Source organism: Roseovarius spongiae (assembly GCF_003651245.1).
Lineage (GTDB): Bacteria > Pseudomonadota > Alphaproteobacteria > Rhodobacterales > Rhodobacteraceae > Roseovarius > Roseovarius spongiae.
This window is the reverse complement of the sequence record NZ_RAPE01000005.1, coordinates 114620-128740: the sequence shown is the minus strand read 5'-3', so window position 1 is coordinate 128740 and position 14121 is coordinate 114620. Positions and strand designations below refer to the sequence as shown.

20 protein-coding genes are annotated in these 14121 nt (G+C 68.7%); 5 read left to right on the top strand and 15 right to left on the bottom strand.

Annotation, left to right across the window (positions count from 1 at the left end; genetic code table 11):
* The 13 genes from D6850_RS15815 to D6850_RS19750 all read right to left on the bottom strand — a co-directional run bounded on the left by D6850_RS15815 (position 1) and on the right by D6850_RS19750 (position 8077).
* Positions 1-663 carry a phage tail tape measure protein gene (locus tag D6850_RS15815; RefSeq protein WP_121168582.1) on the bottom strand — a complete coding sequence of 221 codons (663 nt, stop codon included), beginning with the start codon at positions 661-663 and terminating at the stop codon, positions 1-3.
* The gene (locus tag D6850_RS15810) at positions 656-859 is read right to left on the bottom strand and encodes a rcc01693 family protein (protein ID WP_121168581.1); all 204 of its coding nucleotides are present in this window, start codon (positions 857-859) and stop codon (positions 656-658) included. Before D6850_RS15810 ends, D6850_RS15815 begins: the two co-directional genes overlap by 8 nt.
* Positions 856-1176: a gene transfer agent family protein gene (locus tag D6850_RS15805; protein ID WP_121168580.1), complete on the bottom strand. Its 321-nt coding sequence runs from the start codon at positions 1174-1176 to the stop codon at positions 856-858. Before D6850_RS15805 ends, D6850_RS15810 begins: the two co-directional genes overlap by 4 nt.
* A 4-nt stretch (positions 1177-1180) precedes the next feature.
* A complete protein-coding gene (locus D6850_RS15800) occupies positions 1181-1594 on the bottom strand; it encodes a phage major tail protein, TP901-1 family (protein WP_121168579.1) in 414 nt (137 codons plus the stop codon).
* A gap of 18 nt (positions 1595-1612) precedes the next feature.
* The gene (locus D6850_RS15795; RefSeq protein WP_121168578.1) at positions 1613-2032 is read right to left on the bottom strand and encodes a DUF3168 domain-containing protein; all 420 of its coding nucleotides are present in this window, start codon (positions 2030-2032) and stop codon (positions 1613-1615) included.
* Positions 2029-2367: a phage head closure protein gene (locus tag D6850_RS15790; protein ID WP_121168577.1), complete on the bottom strand. Its 339-nt coding sequence runs from the start codon at positions 2365-2367 to the stop codon at positions 2029-2031. The genes D6850_RS15795 and D6850_RS15790 overlap by 4 nt, the downstream gene beginning before the upstream one ends.
* Positions 2367-2966: a head-tail connector protein gene (locus D6850_RS15785; protein WP_121168576.1), complete on the bottom strand. Its 600-nt coding sequence runs from the start codon at positions 2964-2966 to the stop codon at positions 2367-2369. Before D6850_RS15785 ends, D6850_RS15790 begins: the two co-directional genes overlap by 1 nt.
* Before the next feature lie 149 nt (positions 2967-3115).
* Positions 3116-4309 carry a phage major capsid protein gene (locus D6850_RS15780; RefSeq protein ID WP_121168575.1) on the bottom strand — a complete coding sequence of 398 codons (1194 nt, stop codon included), beginning with the start codon at positions 4307-4309 and terminating at the stop codon, positions 3116-3118.
* 35 nt (positions 4310-4344) lie between these two features.
* Entirely contained in the window at positions 4345-4899 is a 555-nt protein-coding gene (locus D6850_RS15775) for an HK97 family phage prohead protease (protein ID WP_121168574.1), read from the bottom strand.
* Between the two features lie 46 nt (positions 4900-4945).
* Entirely contained in the window at positions 4946-5182 is a 237-nt protein-coding gene (locus D6850_RS15770) for a GTA head formation protein, RCAP_rcc01685 family (protein ID WP_121168573.1), read from the bottom strand.
* Entirely contained in the window at positions 5175-6359 is a 1185-nt protein-coding gene (locus tag D6850_RS15765; RefSeq protein ID WP_121168572.1) for a phage portal protein, read from the bottom strand. The genes D6850_RS15770 and D6850_RS15765 overlap by 8 nt, the downstream gene beginning before the upstream one ends.
* Before the next feature lie 100 nt (positions 6360-6459).
* Positions 6460-7722 carry a DNA-packaging protein gene (locus D6850_RS15760; protein WP_484332689.1) on the bottom strand — a complete coding sequence of 421 codons (1263 nt, stop codon included), beginning with the start codon at positions 7720-7722 and terminating at the stop codon, positions 6460-6462.
* Positions 7723-7732: 10 nt separating this feature from the next.
* Positions 7733-8077, bottom strand: coding sequence for a hypothetical protein (locus tag D6850_RS19750; protein WP_245964214.1), 345 nt, complete (start codon positions 8075-8077; stop codon positions 7733-7735).
* Between the two features lie 230 nt (positions 8078-8307).
* On the opposite strand from D6850_RS19750, the gene D6850_RS15755 reads away from it, so the two are divergent.
* The 5 genes from D6850_RS15755 (at position 8308) to D6850_RS15735 (ending at position 12585) form a co-directional block, all read left to right on the top strand.
* Positions 8308-9096 carry an exodeoxyribonuclease III gene (locus D6850_RS15755; protein WP_121168570.1) on the top strand — a complete coding sequence of 263 codons (789 nt, stop codon included), beginning with the start codon at positions 8308-8310 and terminating at the stop codon, positions 9094-9096.
* Positions 9097-9219: 123 nt separating this feature from the next.
* Positions 9220-10707 (top strand): FAD-binding oxidoreductase, encoded by a 1488-nt coding sequence (locus D6850_RS15750; protein WP_121168707.1) that lies wholly within the window; start codon positions 9220-9222, stop codon positions 10705-10707.
* A 94-nt stretch (positions 10708-10801) separates the two neighbouring features.
* Positions 10802-11722: a thioredoxin family protein gene (locus D6850_RS15745; RefSeq protein ID WP_121168569.1), complete on the top strand. Its 921-nt coding sequence runs from the start codon at positions 10802-10804 to the stop codon at positions 11720-11722.
* Positions 11723-11749: 27 nt separating this feature from the next.
* Positions 11750-12397, top strand: coding sequence for an LON peptidase substrate-binding domain-containing protein (locus D6850_RS15740; protein WP_121168568.1), 648 nt, complete (start codon positions 11750-11752; stop codon positions 12395-12397).
* Positions 12394-12585, top strand: a complete 192-nt coding sequence (locus D6850_RS15735) for a Trm112 family protein (RefSeq protein ID WP_121168567.1) — start codon at positions 12394-12396, stop codon at positions 12583-12585. The genes D6850_RS15740 and D6850_RS15735 overlap by 4 nt, the downstream gene beginning before the upstream one ends.
* A 126-nt stretch (positions 12586-12711) precedes the next feature.
* Here the strand turns inward: D6850_RS15735 and D6850_RS15730 are convergent, their stop codons facing one another.
* Entirely contained in the window at positions 12712-13320 is a 609-nt protein-coding gene (locus tag D6850_RS15730) for an enoyl-CoA hydratase/isomerase family protein (protein WP_121168566.1), read from the bottom strand.
* Positions 13317-14060, bottom strand: a complete 744-nt coding sequence (locus tag D6850_RS15725) for an SDR family oxidoreductase (RefSeq protein ID WP_245964213.1) — start codon at positions 14058-14060, stop codon at positions 13317-13319. Before D6850_RS15725 ends, D6850_RS15730 begins: the two co-directional genes overlap by 4 nt.
* Positions 14061-14121: the final 61 nt, after the last annotated feature.

The window sequence follows — 14121 nt, the reverse complement described above, 5'->3', positions numbered from 1 at the left end:
TCAGCGATTGCGCCCGCCGCGCCCGATGGCCCGGCCCAGTTGCGCGGCGATCTGACCCTGACTGCGGCGGAAACTGTCGGCGTCCGGCGTGCTGACGTTCATCACCACGTTGACCGGACCGCCGCCGCCCGCGCCGCGCACGCCCAGCTTGCCGTCCGCACTGCGCGCCAACGGCATGATCGCCTCCGGCCCCGCCTCGCCCATCAGGCCCGTGCCGCCGCGCATCGGAAAGGTCACGGGCCCGTTTACCACGCCGCCGTTGGCGAAGGGCTGCACGCGCCCCTGCGCGAACGTGCCGCCCTTCTCGAACGGCAGCAGGCCGCCCACGAAGTCGCCGATCCCGGTCGACAGCAACCCGCCAACATGGTTCGTCACCGGCTTCACCGCGGCGTTGAACGCGGTGTTGATCATCGTGTTGGCAAGGCTCCGCAGCGACGTGGACAGGTTGTCGCCATCCACGACCGCGCCCTTGATCGCGCCGCGCAAGCCGCGGCTGATGCCCCGGTCCAGCGTCGCCACGTCGTATCCCGTCTGCTCGAAACCGGCGCGCACGCGGCCCAACTCGGCGTTGAAGGCGGCGGCCATCTGCGTCGCGTCCCCCAGCGACGCATCGAGCGCCTCTATCTGCGCGTCGAGCGCATCCATGTGGTCGGTGTCATCCATCTTTCACATCTCCGTTCATGTCCGGAAAGCTCCGCATCAACGCCTCCAGCCCATCGCGCGCCAGCGGCGCAAGGCCCTGCGCCTCGCCCAGCATCAGCCGGAACTCCGCCGGGGTGAGCGCCCAGAACTCCGCCGGGCGCAGCCTCAGGCCGCGCAGCCCCGCCTGCATGAGCGCGGGCCAGTCGAACCCGCTCATGCCTGCTCCGGCAGCGCGAAGGCGCGCGCCAGCAGTTCCGCCGCCGTCCGCGCGGCCCCAAGGGGGCCGCCCTCGATCTCGGCGGCGACGAGGTCGGCGGCGTGGCCCCGCCATCCGCCGCCGCGCAGCCCCGCCACGATCAGCGCCAGCACGTCGCGCGACCGGAACGCGCCGCTCTCGAACCGCTCCACCAGCTCGACCAGCGATCCGGCGTCGAGCGACGCCTCCAACTCGGCCAGCGCGCCCAGCGTGAGCTTGAGCACACGCCGCTCGCCGTCGATGGTCAGCGCCACCTCGCCTGCCCAGGGATTCGCCATCGGTTCAGAGCGCGCTGAAGATCAGCCGCCCCGCCGAGGCGAGGGCAAGCTCGTAGGTCGCCTCGCCGTCATGGGCGCCGGCATATTCGATCGAGGTGACCTGGAACGGCCCCTCGACGATGCCGAAATCGGGGATCACCACCTGGAAATCAGGCGTCTCGCCGTCAAAGAAGATCTGGCGCGCGCGCTCGTCCGAATCCGCGTCGCGAAAGATGCCCGAGCCGCTGATCGCCGCCGACTTGACCCCCGCGCCGGCCAGCAATTCGCGCCAGCCCCCGTCGCTGTCGAGGTTGGTCACGTCCACGCTCTCCGCGTTGAAGCTGATGCGCGTCGCGCGCAGCCCAGCCACCGACTGGAAATTGCCGTCACCCGTGAGATCGACCTTGATGAGAAGGTCCTTGCCGTTCTGAACTGCCATGTGTCTGGTCTCCGTTGGTTAGGGGGTTGGCGCGTCGTCGATGCGCGCGCGAAAGGTGAGGTCAATGCGCCGGTTCTGCCCGCCGCTCTCCCGCCGGGCGCGGGCGCGGTCGAAATGCAAGCCGACGAGCCGCCCGCGGCTCAGCGCCAGGTCCGTGTCCACCACCGCGTCGCACACGGCGGCGGCCAGCAGCTTGGCGGCGTGAAACCCGGCCGCCTCGGTGACGACCGAGATGGTGAACCGGTGCCACGCCCCGCCCGCCGTGCCGTCCGAGCGGTCGCGCACGTCCTCGGCGCCAAGCGCGAGGTAGGTTTCGGGCAGCGGCCCCGCCGGGATCGCGTCATAGATCGCGTCGCCGACAATCGCCCCGATCGCCCCGTCGCCGGACAGTTTCTGATAGATTGCCGCCTGCAGCGCGGCCGAGACGCCATAGCTCATACCGCCACCTCCTCTTCGGCAAAGCAGGTGAGGTAACGCCCCACCGGGTCCATGTCGGCGACCGCCTCGATACGAAAGATGCGCGCGCCGTCGCGGAACCGCTGTTCGGGTTTCGGGCGCGACGGCGCGCCATATGGCGCCGCACGGACGGTGATGCGGTAGCCGGTGCTGGACACCTGCGCCGCGCCCCCGGTCATCTCGCGCCCGGTGCGCGCGTGAACCTCGGCCCAAAGCGTGCCGCGCGGCGCCCATGTCTCGTCAAAGCCGCCCGCGCCGTCCGCGACGCGCTCGGGCGCTTCCAGCACCAGTTGCCGGTTGAGCGTGATCCGTTTCATCAAACCATCCCCCCGCCCAGCAGCCGCACGGTGCGGTAGCGTTCGATCAGGCTGGTCACGCCGAACGGCATGCAGCCGCCGCCCAGCGCGGTTTCGTGCCGGTATTCGTAGTAATGCGCCGCCAGCAGCAGCACCGCCTGCCCGAGATCGGCCGGCAGGTCGCCCCATACGGATCCGTATCCCGCACTGAACCGAATGATCGCCGCGCCGCGCGCCGGGATCGCCGGCAGGCTGGTTCCCCTCGGCAGCAGCCGGGGGCGGTGCGTGTCCCGCTCCAGGCGATAGGTCGCGGGATCGGCGACCGTTTCCGCTCCTTCCGCGTCGCGCAGCGCAAGCTCCAGCACCTCCGCCACCGAAGCGACCGGCAACGCCTGTCCCTGGGCCCCGCGCCAGGCTGGGATCTCCCAGCTGAACGTCCGCGCGATCAGCGCCTTGCCGGTGCGCGCCTCGATGGCGGCCAGCGCGGCCCGCAGGAACCCCTCGAGCACGCCGTCCTGGATGTTGTCATCCGAAAACCCTGTGCCGAGCCGCAGGTGGGCCTTGAATTCACTTACCGGCAACGCGGAGAGCGGAACAGCCGTTTCTTCGATCAAGATCATGGATTTACTCCGAATTTCCCGGTCCCTCCGGGGTCAAGGCGCGCGCGGCCCCGCGCCCCGCACGGAGGGGGAGCAGCTGGAAGACGCGGTTGGATTGGCGGCGCGCGCCCCGGAGCGGGGGCGTTACACCCCCGCCCGTTCGCGCAACCTCAGGAGGTGGCGAACTTCAGCAGCTTGATCGCGGCGAAATCGCTCACATCGCCGCCCACGCGCTTGGTCGCGTAGAAGAGGACATGCGGCTTGGCGCTGAACGGGTCACGCAGCACGCGCAGATCGGGCCGTTCGGCCACGGTGTAACCCGCGCCGAAATCGCCGAACGCGATCGACATCGACCCGCTTGCGATGTCAGGCATGTCCTCGGCGATAAGCACCGGGTAGCCCAGCAGCCGCGCGGGTTCGCCAGCGGCAAGACCGTCCGACCACAGGAACCGGCCATCGGCGTCCTTCATCTTGCGCACCGCGCCGGCGGTCTTTGAATTCATCACAAAGGACGCGTTGGCGCGGTATTGCGCGCCCAGCGCATAGACGAGGTCGATGATCTCATCCGCGCCGGAGAAGTCGCCATCGGCGCCGGTCGGCACATAGCCGATGTTATCCCAGGCCCAGACGTCGTTATCGACGGTCGGATGAGTTAGGAACCCGCGCGGCTTGTCCACGCCGTCACCCGACACGAACGCAGCCGCCTCGGCGCGGGCGAACTTGTCGGCGATGCGGGTCGCAAGCCAGGTCTCGATATCGAACGCGCTGTCGTCCAGCAGGCGCTGGCTTGCCTTGGGCAGTGCGCTCAGCTCATGGAGTGGGATGGTGATCCGGTCGATCGCCGGTGTTCCGGTTTCGGTGACCGCCGCGCTTTCGGTGGCCCAGCCGTGGCCGACGTCCGAATGATCGATCAGCACGTCAAAGCTCGTCGCCTCGACCGCCACGACATTGGCGATGGCGCGGATCGATGCAGTGGAAGACAGTGTCGACTTGATCGTGTCGGCGGTCTGCGGATCTACGAGGTAGCCGCCGTCGGCGGCGACGGAGGTGCCCAGCGCCTTGCCCTCGAGCTCGAGCCCGCGCAGCCCGTCATCGTCGCCCGAGCGCAGGTAGGCGTTGAACGCCTTCTGGTGTGGCGCTTCGGTGTCGGTGCGCGTGGCCAGCGCAGGCCGGGCGGGGGCAAAGGATTTGCGTTCGAACATGGTCAGTTTCTCTTCCTGTTGTTGCAGTCGGTTGCGGATATCGGCCTGGAAGCCCTTGAAGTCGCTCATGAAGCCCGCCACGGCTGACTTCACCTCGGCCGCCGGAGACGTGTCAGCAGACAGATCTCCCCCGGTCCGAGGATTTTCCTCGGGTATCGTCATCACTTGGTCCTTCGGTTGTGAAAAGGCGGCGAACGCTACATGCGCGCCAACTCCCGGCGGGCGTCCTCGAAGGCCGCCGCCAATTCGCGCAGGTCCGCGCCGACCAGGCTCTCGCCCTTGGCGGCCACCCGCGCACTGGGCAGCATCGGGAAGGTCACCAGCGACACCTCCCACAGCTCCAGTTCCCTCAAGAGCCTGCGGCCCTCGTCATTCTTCGCGGCTCGCACCGTGCGGTAGCCGATGCTGAGCCCGTCGATCGCCCCCGCGCCGATCAGCGCCATCGCCTCGCGCCCGCGCGCCACGCTGTCGAGCAGACGGCCCTTGACGTAAAGCCCGCGGTCGTCCTCGCGCACCTCGTCCCATATGCCGATGGGTTGCGCCGGGTCGTGCTGCCAGAGCATCCGCACCTTGCGCTCCTCCCGCTCCAGCCGCGCGAGCGAGGCCGCATAGGCGCCCTTCACGACGATGTCGCCGCCCTGGTCGCCCTCGCCGAAATAGCTCGCGTAGCCTTCGATCACCGCGTCCTCCGTCACCGTCAGGTCATCGCCCAACCGCGCGAATTTCCGCTCGAGCCCCGTGTTCATGTCCATCAACCTCATCCTTTTCCCATAGGGCGGGTGCCACCCGCCGCTCCGCCTATTGAACCGCCGCCAGAAGCGGCTGAAACGCCTGCGCCAGTATCGTCGCGACCACGCCGTAAACCGCCAGCCACAGCCGCCGCTCGAGCCGCTCCATCGCCGCCTCGAGCTTGGCCATCCGCGCGTTCAGCGCCGAGAACTGCAGGTTCGCCACCCGCTCGTTCGCCTGGAGCCTGAGCGCCGGGGCGCAATCGAACGCCTCGAACCCGTAGCGCGCCTCCGGCCCCTCATTCATCCCCGGCCTCGGCGGGCAGCCCCAGCAAACGCCGCTTTTCCGCGACGCTCAGAAAATCGACGCCTGCGACGCGCGACCATTGGGCGTCCCGCTCGCTCGCCAGCGCCGCGACCTGGTCAAGGTCGGGCGAAAGCTCCAGCGTCTCGCTCCCGAACCCGCTCAGCCAGTCGCCGATGCTCGCCGCCACCCGCGTCGCCAGCGGCAGCACCGTCAGGCGAAAGAACGCGCGGTTCGCTTCCTGGTAGTTGGCGTAGGTCGCATCGCCCGGCACGCCCAGCAGCATCGGCGGCACCCCGAAGGCCAGCGCGATTTCGCGCGCCGCCGCCTCCTTGGTCTTCTGGAACTCCATGTCCGAGGGGCTGAAGCCCATCGGCTTCCAGTCGAGCCCTCCTTCCAGCAGCATCGGCCGCCCGGCGTTGCGCGCGCCCTGGTGATGGCTCTCCATCTCGTCGACCAGGCGGTTATATTGCTCGCCGCTCAGCATTCCTTGCCCCTCGGCCCCGCGATAGACGATGGCCCCGCTTGGCCGCGCCGCGTTGTCGAGGAGCGCCTTGGACCAGCGCGAGGCGGCGTTGTGCACGTCGACCGCCTGCGCCGCCGCCTGCATGGGCGACAGCCCGTAATGGTCGTCCTGCGGGTGGAAGCTCTTGACGTGACAAACCGCCGGATGGCCCTGACTCACGTCAAAGCGGTGCTTGCGCCCGCCCACCGCGTATTCATAGCCCACCGGCCAGCCATCCGAGCCCGGCACTACGTTCATCCGATCAGAGCGCAGCACATGCAGCTCGACCGGCGCGCCGGTCTCGTGGCCCACGGCCTCGATATAGCCGTTGCCGGTCAACAGAAGCTGGCCGTATAGCGCCTCGAACAGCTCCGCTCGGCCCTGCGCCGGATTGGGCCGCTTGATGAGGTCGAGCACGGGGTGCGTCGCGAACCGCTGACGGTCGTCTTGAAGCACGAGCGGCAGGGACGCCGCGGCCTCCGCGATCATCTTCACACAGCGGAAACCCACCGGGTTGCCGGCAAAGCCCGTGCGCGTCAGCGTCGCCGCGTCGCGCGGGCTCCACGCCACCCGGCCCGCCCCGTGCCAGGCCATGACCCGGCCCGTCGCGCTCGCCTTGGTCTCGGCCGGGGCCGCCGCCTGCGCGCCGCCTTGCCGAAAGAAATCCATGATCATCGCGCCTCACTCCTTGTTGTTCCGCTGGCCGCCCGTCCCGCAGAACCGGGCCTTCTTGCCGTTGCGTGCATCAGACACCGAAAGGTTTAAGAAAACTGAATCAGACCGCGCGCACCCTCGGCGTCCGCCACTTGCCCGCCGGTTCGATCATCAGATCGAACAGCGCCCAGACCAGCGCATCGACGCGGTCCGGGCTGCCCTTGCCCTCGAAACCTTGGGTCGTCATCGCGCACATCTGGTCCTCGAGCGCGCCCAACCCCCGCATGTGCCGCACCCGCCCCTGCTCGTAGAGCGCGGCCACCGGCTCGGCCCGCGCGACCTTGCCGCGCGTGGCGTGAACCGCGCGCACGGCAACCAGCGGGTCGACCTGGCGCAGCACCTCGCGCACCAGATCACCGCCCTGGTTGACCTCCGCGACCAACCGGTCGGCCCCCCAGACCTCCATCGCGCGCACCGCCGCGCGCGCCCAAACGGTCGGGCCGGACGCGCTCACGCTCGCATCGGCCAGCACGCAGGCCCGCCAGTTCTCGGGCGGTCCCTGCGTGCAGGCGCCGACGACGATGATGCCGCATTCGTCCGAACTGGCCTTTCCGCTTACCGGCGGGTCGAGCGCGACCACGATCCGGTCCATCTCGGGCGCCTCCTCGACCCGCGCCGATCCGAGCGCGGCCTGCGTCCAGAGCGCGCCTTCGACATCCTCCAGCAGCACGCCTTCCAACTCCTGCCGCCCCAGCCGCGTGCCGGCATAGCGCGCCTGCACCTCGCGCAGGAAGCTGTCGGCAAGGAAGGCGCGGTTGGACTCGGTCGGCGCGCTGGTCACCACGGTGGTGTCGGCGCTCAGGATGTCTTTCAAAACGCCCACGTTGCGCGGCGTCGTGGTGACGCAGACCTGCGGCGCCTCGCCCAGCCGCAGCCCGAATTGCAGCATATCCCAGGTCTCGCGCGCCTTCTTCCACTTGGCCAGCTCGTCGACCCACGCCCCGTCGAACTGCGGCCCGCGCAGGGACTCGGGGTCATGCGCCGAAAACACCTGCGCGACCGCCCCGTTGGGCCAGACCAGGCGGCGGCGTGTCGCCTCCCAGACCGGCCGCCGATCTGGGGGCGAACAGGCGAGGATGCCGCTCTCGCCGAACACCATTACGTCGCGCACCTGCGCCACCGTTTCGCCGATCAGGGCGATCCGCCGGCGCCGCCCCGCATCCGTGGGCTTCGCGCCCTCGACCTGCGCGCGCACCCATTCGGCCCCGGCGCGGGTTTTGCCCGCGCCGCGCCCGCCCATGATGACCCAGGCCCGCCAGTCGCCCTCGGGCGGCAACTGGTGATCGAGCGCCCAGAACTCGAACAGGTAGGGAAGCGCCAGCACGTCGCTATCCTCAAGGCTGTCGAGGAAATCCTTTTGGGCATCTGGCCCTTCGGAGGCGATCCAGGCGGCACCCGACCGAAGTCCGCGCGGCGTCGAGGTCGAGCGCGTATCCGTTGACGATTCCCTTGTCCGTCTTTTCGCGTTTCTCAATTTCCATCTCCACATCAATTGCGAGTTTCAGCCACTGCCGGATATCGCTTCTCATCCGGCTCGCGCCCGCCAGGTCATGCTTGCCTGCTCTCAGCCCGGCCTGTATCGCCTCGAGCTCCGCGCGCATGTCACCCAGTTGTTCCTTCAGTGACGTGATCGCGAAGCCGAGGTCCGTAGGCCCCTCGTCGGGGGTTATCATGCTCATGCTTGACGTTGCCTCATGCCGTTGCGGTGCGTTGCCCCTCCGCATCCCCGGGGGCCGCGTGCCCTTCGAGTCCAGCATGTCACAACCTATACGGGAAAGAGATCATAAAATCAAGCAAAATCAATATCTTGATAGGTCTCACTGTCAACGGATCGTTAACCTTTCCCGCCGCTGGTCCGCATCGAACCCGTCTGCTATGTCAGGCCCGACCCCACATGCCGGAGCCGCCCATGTCCTTCACCCTCGCCACCTGGAACATCAATTCGGTCCGCCTGCGCGCGCCTCTCGTGTGCCGCTTGCTGAGCGAGGAGGCCCCGGACATCCTCTGTCTCCAGGAATGCAAGAGCCCCGTGGACAAGATTCCGGTGCAGGATTTCACCGCCCTCGGCTATACCCACATGATCGCGCGCGGGCAGAAGGGCTACAACGGCGTGGCGATCCTCTCCAAGCTGCCGATCGAGGATATCGGGGATCAGGATTTCGCCCAGCTCGGCCACGCCCGCCACGTCGCGGGGCGACTGGAGAACGGGACCGTGATCCATAACTTCTACGTTCCCGCCGGCGGCGACGTCCCGGATCGCGAGGTCAACGTGAAATTCGGCCAGAAGCTCGACTACCTCGCAGAGATGCGCGACTGGTTCCACGGCGACAAGCCGCAGAAATCCATCCTTGTCGGCGATCTCAACATCGCCCCGCGCGAGGATGACGTCTGGTCGCACAAGCAGCTCCTGAAGGTCGTCAGCCACACCCCTGTCGAGGTGAACGCGCTGGGCGACGTGATGGACGCTGGTGGTTGGGCCGACGTGACCCGCGCCGATATTCCCGACGGGCAGCTCTACAGCTGGTGGTCCTATCGCGCCCGCGACTGGGACGCCGCCGACAAGGGGCGCCGGCTCGATCACGTCTGGGCCTCGCCCGACATCGCCGCCGCCGCCCATTCCAGCCGCATCCTGCGCCCCGCGCGCGGCTGGGAGAAACCCTCCGACCACGCCCCGGTCTTCGCCACGTTCGACCTCTGAAACAGCCGTGCCGGGCCGGGTCCGGGGGTCTTTTTTCGCTGCCCGGCCACGGTCGCGCGCCAGGGACCTTTGCATTCCAGAGAAAATCTCCGAAATTGGCCGCGAATGGCAGAGGGATCGCCCATGCTCAAACTCACGAGACGCGCGGCGCTCCTCGGGGCCGGGGCATGGCTCGGCGCATGGGCCACGCGGCGCTGGGCGGACAAACTGCCGAACATGGAGGGAACCGCCTCGCTCGCGCCCAAGCGCGGCGAGCGCACGCTGAACGACGCCAGCCGCCTTGCCGAGACCCCGATCTTCCGCCACGTCACGCTGCGCGACGACCCGACGGAGGCGCTGCACGCCGCGCTCCGTCGCGAGATCACGGAGGCCCGGGCCGAAGGCCGACCCGTCAATGTCGGCGCCGCGCGGCACTCGATGGGCGGGCAGGCGATCCCGCGCGAGGGGCACGCAATCACCTATGACAACGGCTGGATCGAACCGGACACCGGAGCGGGCGTCATGCAGGTCCATGCCGGCGCCCGCTGGCGCCAGGTGATCGCCGCACTCGACCCGCTGGGATACGGTCCCAAGGTAATGCAGTCCAACAGCGATTTCGGCGTCGCGGCGAGTTTCAGCGTCAACGCCCACGGGTGGCCGGTGCGGATGGGGCCGATGGGCGCGACCGTGCGCGCCTTCGACATGATCCTGCCCTCCGGCGATCTGGTCACATGCTCGCGCGCGCACAACGTCGACCTCTTCGGCATGACGATTGGCGGCTACGGCCTGACCGGCGCGATCACCCGGCTTGAGGTCGAGATCGCCCCGAACCAGCGCCTGAAACCCGCCTATCAGGAAATGCCCGCCGCCGCATTCGGCCCGCGCTTCCTGCAGGCGATCGCCGATGACGGCGTCAGCATGGCCTATGGCCGCCTCAACGTGGATCGCGCCGCGTTCTTCGATCACGCCCTCATGGTCACTTACCGCCCCTCCGGCGACCAGGATGACCTGCCCGCGATCCGCGCCCCGGGGCTCGAGGCGCGTCTTGCCCGTCGCGTCTATCGCGCGCAGCTTGGTAATGAGCGGGCGAAGCGGTTTCGCTGGTGGACCGAAACCGGCCTCGCCCCGGCGCTGGGCGCGGGCCGGGTGACGCGCAACAGCCTGCTCGACACCCCCGTCGCCGCGCGCCCCGGGGACCATCCGATGCGCACTGACATCCGGCATGAATATTTCGTCCCGCCCGACCGCCTCGCCGATTTCCTCGCCGCCTGCCGGGAGGTGATCCCGGCCTCCTATCAATCCTGCCTCGACGCAACCCTGCGCTACGTGGGGCGCGATTCCGACAGCTGGCTGACCTACGCACCCGAACCCCGCATCGCCCTCGCCCTGTCCTTCAGCCAGGAAATGACCCGCCGGGCCGAGGCCGACATGGCCCGCCTCACGCGTGAACTGATCTACCGCGTGATGGAAATGAGCGGCGCATACTACCTGCCCTACCGCCCGCATGCGAGCCTCGGACAGTTCTCGGACGCCTACCCGCGCGCCCGCCCCTTCGCCGCGGCCAAGCGCGATCTCGACCCCGATCTCGTCTTCCGCAACGCGCTCTGGGACGGCTACCTCGACCCGCTCTGACCCAGGGACGCCCGGCGCCCCCCCCTTGCAAGGGGGGCCGCGCTGCGCCATGTAAAACGGGACACGCGAAACCGCATTTATTGGATGTTGAGAGATGATTGAACTTGGAGGAACAGCCGCCCCTGCGACGGACCTGATCAAGGACGTCACCGAGGCCGATTTCATGGCGGAGGTCGTCGAGATGTCGCAAACCGTCCCGGTGATCGTCGACTTCTGGGCCCCCTGGTGCGGTCCCTGCAAGACGCTCGGTCCCGCGCTCGAGGCGGCGGTGACCAAGGCCAACGGCGCGGTGCGCATGGCCAAGGTCAACGTGGACGAGAACCAGATGATCGCCGGGCAACTGCGGGTGCAGTCGATCCCGACCGTTTACGCCTTCTGGCAGGGCCAGCCGGTCGACGGCTTCCAGGGCGCGGTCCCGCAATCCGAAATCGACGCCTTCGTTGGCCGCGTCGTCGCTGCCGCGGGCGGTCAGGCCGGTGAGGGCGGCGGCGGGCTCGACGACGCGCTGGATGCGGCCGAGGAGATGCTCGACCAGGGCGCGGCCTCCGACGCCGCCGAAACCTTCGCCGCCATCGTGCAGGAGGATCCAACCAGCGCGAGGGCCTATGCCGGCATGGCGCGCGCCTACATGGCGCTCGACGATACCGATCAGGCCGAGGCGATCCTGAACGGCGCGCCCGCCGACATCAGCACCGCCCCCGAGATCGAGGCGGCGCACGCGCAACTCGCGCTTCTGCGGCAGGCCGCGGGCGTTGGCCCGGTGGGCGAACTCCAGGCGGCGGTCGACGCCAACCCGGACGATCTGCAGGCGCGGTTCGACCTGGCGCAGGCGTTGCAGGCCAATGGCCAGACGCAGGAGGCGGTGGATCAGTTGCTCGACCTCTTCCGCCGGGATCGCGAATGGAATGACGGCGCGGCCAAGCAGCAGCTTTTCACCATCTTCGAGGCGCTGAAACCGAATGATCCGATCGTGCTCAGCGGCCGGCGCAAACTCAGCTCGATGATATTTGCCTGACGCTGCGCGCGGGCTAAATTACGGAGCATGAGCAAACGCCCCGACCTTCCCGAGGTCATACCGATCTTTCCGTTGCCAGGCGCGTTGCTTCTGCCGCGCGCCTGCCTGCCGCTGCACCTGTTCGAGCCGCGCTACCTCGTGATGCTCGAGGATGCGCTCAAGACGCCGGAACGCGCGATCGGTATGATCCAGCCGAACGTGACGCCCGGACGCGACGGCGCCGGTTTGCACGCCATCGGCTGCATGGGCCGCGTCACGCAGTTTTCCGAAACCGAGGACGGGCGGTACATGATAACGCTGACCGGCGTATCGCGATTCCGCTTGGGCGAGGAAATCGAGGGTTTCACCCCCTACCGCCGCGCGCAGGTCTCCTGGACCGGGTTCGAACGCGATCTCGGCCCGCACGAGGACGATCCCGGGTTCGATCGGCCCCGGCTCATGTCGCTCCTCCGCCAGTTTTTCGCCGCGCGCGATCTGAACACGGACTGGGAGAGCCTTGAACAGGCCGATGACGAGTTGCTGATCAATTCGCTGTCCATGCTGCTCGGGTTCGAGCCCGAGGACAAGCAGGCGCTGCTCGAGGCGCCGTCGCTGAGCACGCGCCGCGAGACGCTGGTGACGCTGATCGAATACGCTCTGCGCGGCGGCGGTGGCGAAGAGGAGACGATGCAATGACCGAGACCCCCCAAACCCCGGCGTTCGACCGCCGCATGCTCGAGGCGCTGGTATGCCCCGAAACGCATCAGCGGCTTGAGTATGACGCCGAGGCGCAGGAACTGCTGAGCCGCCCCACGGGCCTTGCCTATCCCATCCGCAACGGCATCCCGGTGCTTCTCGCCGACGAGGCGCGTAAACTGGACTGATCCGGATGAGCGCCTTGCGGCGCGCTGGTTGTTTCGGGTCTGACCCAAGGGTCAGACCGGCGCGCCGCAGCCGGCGGCGCACGTCCGACGCAGCCGGGGGAGAGGCATTTCCACCGGGGAAAAGCTTTAGGGAATCATGGACTTTATCGCGGTCGCGTGGTCGGGCGCCGCCTGAAGCGTATCGGCGGCGAGCGCGTGCGCCGTGGGCAGGAGCGCATCGCGCGCGCAGAGCGCGTTGACGAGGCCCCATGCCCGGGCGGTGTGTGCGTCGATCTTCTGGCCGGCCATCAGGATCAGCTTGGCGCGGGCCGGGCCGACCAGCGCGGCAAGGCGGGCCGGGTCCGACGGTTGCGGCAGGAAGCCGAGCTTCATGACGGGGTAGAAAATCCGCGTCTCGGACGTTGCGATGCGCAGATCGCACGCCAGAACCATGCCGAGCGCGCCGCCGGCCACCGGGCCGTTGAGTGCGGCGATGCTCAGCCCCGGAAGCGCGGCGATGGCGCCTGACAGGCGCTCCCAGTCCGGGCTGGTCGCGAGGCCCGCGCGCGCCGCGTCGAGATCGGCGCCGGCGCTGAACACCTCGCCCGCCCCGGTCAGGATCAGCACCCGCGCCTCGGCCGCGTCCTCGGCGATGTCGGCCAGCCGCGTCAGCATCTCGGCGGTGAGCGCGTTGGCCTTGTCGCGGCGGTCGATCCGCACGGTCCAGACGCCGCCCTCCTTGTCGAGGCCGATCATGCGAGGCCGATCCGCGCGCGGATCCCGGCGTCGCGCAGCGAGATCTCCGTGCCGGCGAGGTCGTCGGCGTCGGTCGAGCACATCCAGAGCAGGGCGCGCGCGGGCCATTCAGGCGGAACGTGATCGGACCAGTCGAGCGCGCTCACCGGGTTGACGCCGCTGGACTTGATCTCGTGCTGCATCTGCGTGGCGACCGTGCCGGGCGACAGGCCCATGACGCGCAGGCCGCCTGCCGCGCATTCGTGGTGGGCGCATTTCGTCAGCATCGCGGCGCCCGCCTTGGAGGCGCAGTAATGGCTCCAGCCTTCAAGCGGGTTGTGCGCCGCGCCCGAGGACACGTTGAGGATCGTGCCGCCGCCGGCCTGCTGCATGACCGGGATCGCCGCGCGCATGCCATTATAGACGCCGGTGAGGTTGATATCGATGGCGCGCGCCCAGCCGTCCGGATCGGACTCGGCGAGTGGCGCGATCGGCTCGATCACCCCGGCGTTGTTTATCAGCACGTCGAGCCGGCCGAACGCTTCCAGCGCGGTGTCGACCGCGCGCTGCATGTGATCGAAGCGCGCCACGTCGCAGGCCAGCGCCCGCGTCCGGGGGCCGAGCTCCGCGGCGAGCTCCCCAAGCAACGCTTCGCTGCGCGCCACCAGCAGCAGAGAGGCGCCCGCATCGGCGAAAACCCGCGCTGCCGCGGCCCCGATTCCACGGCTCGCGCCGGTGATGAGCACCGTTTTACCGGTCATGTCCGTCGCTTGCATATCGCGCCTTTCCATTGGGTCTGCATCGCCCCGGTGGTAACGCCGC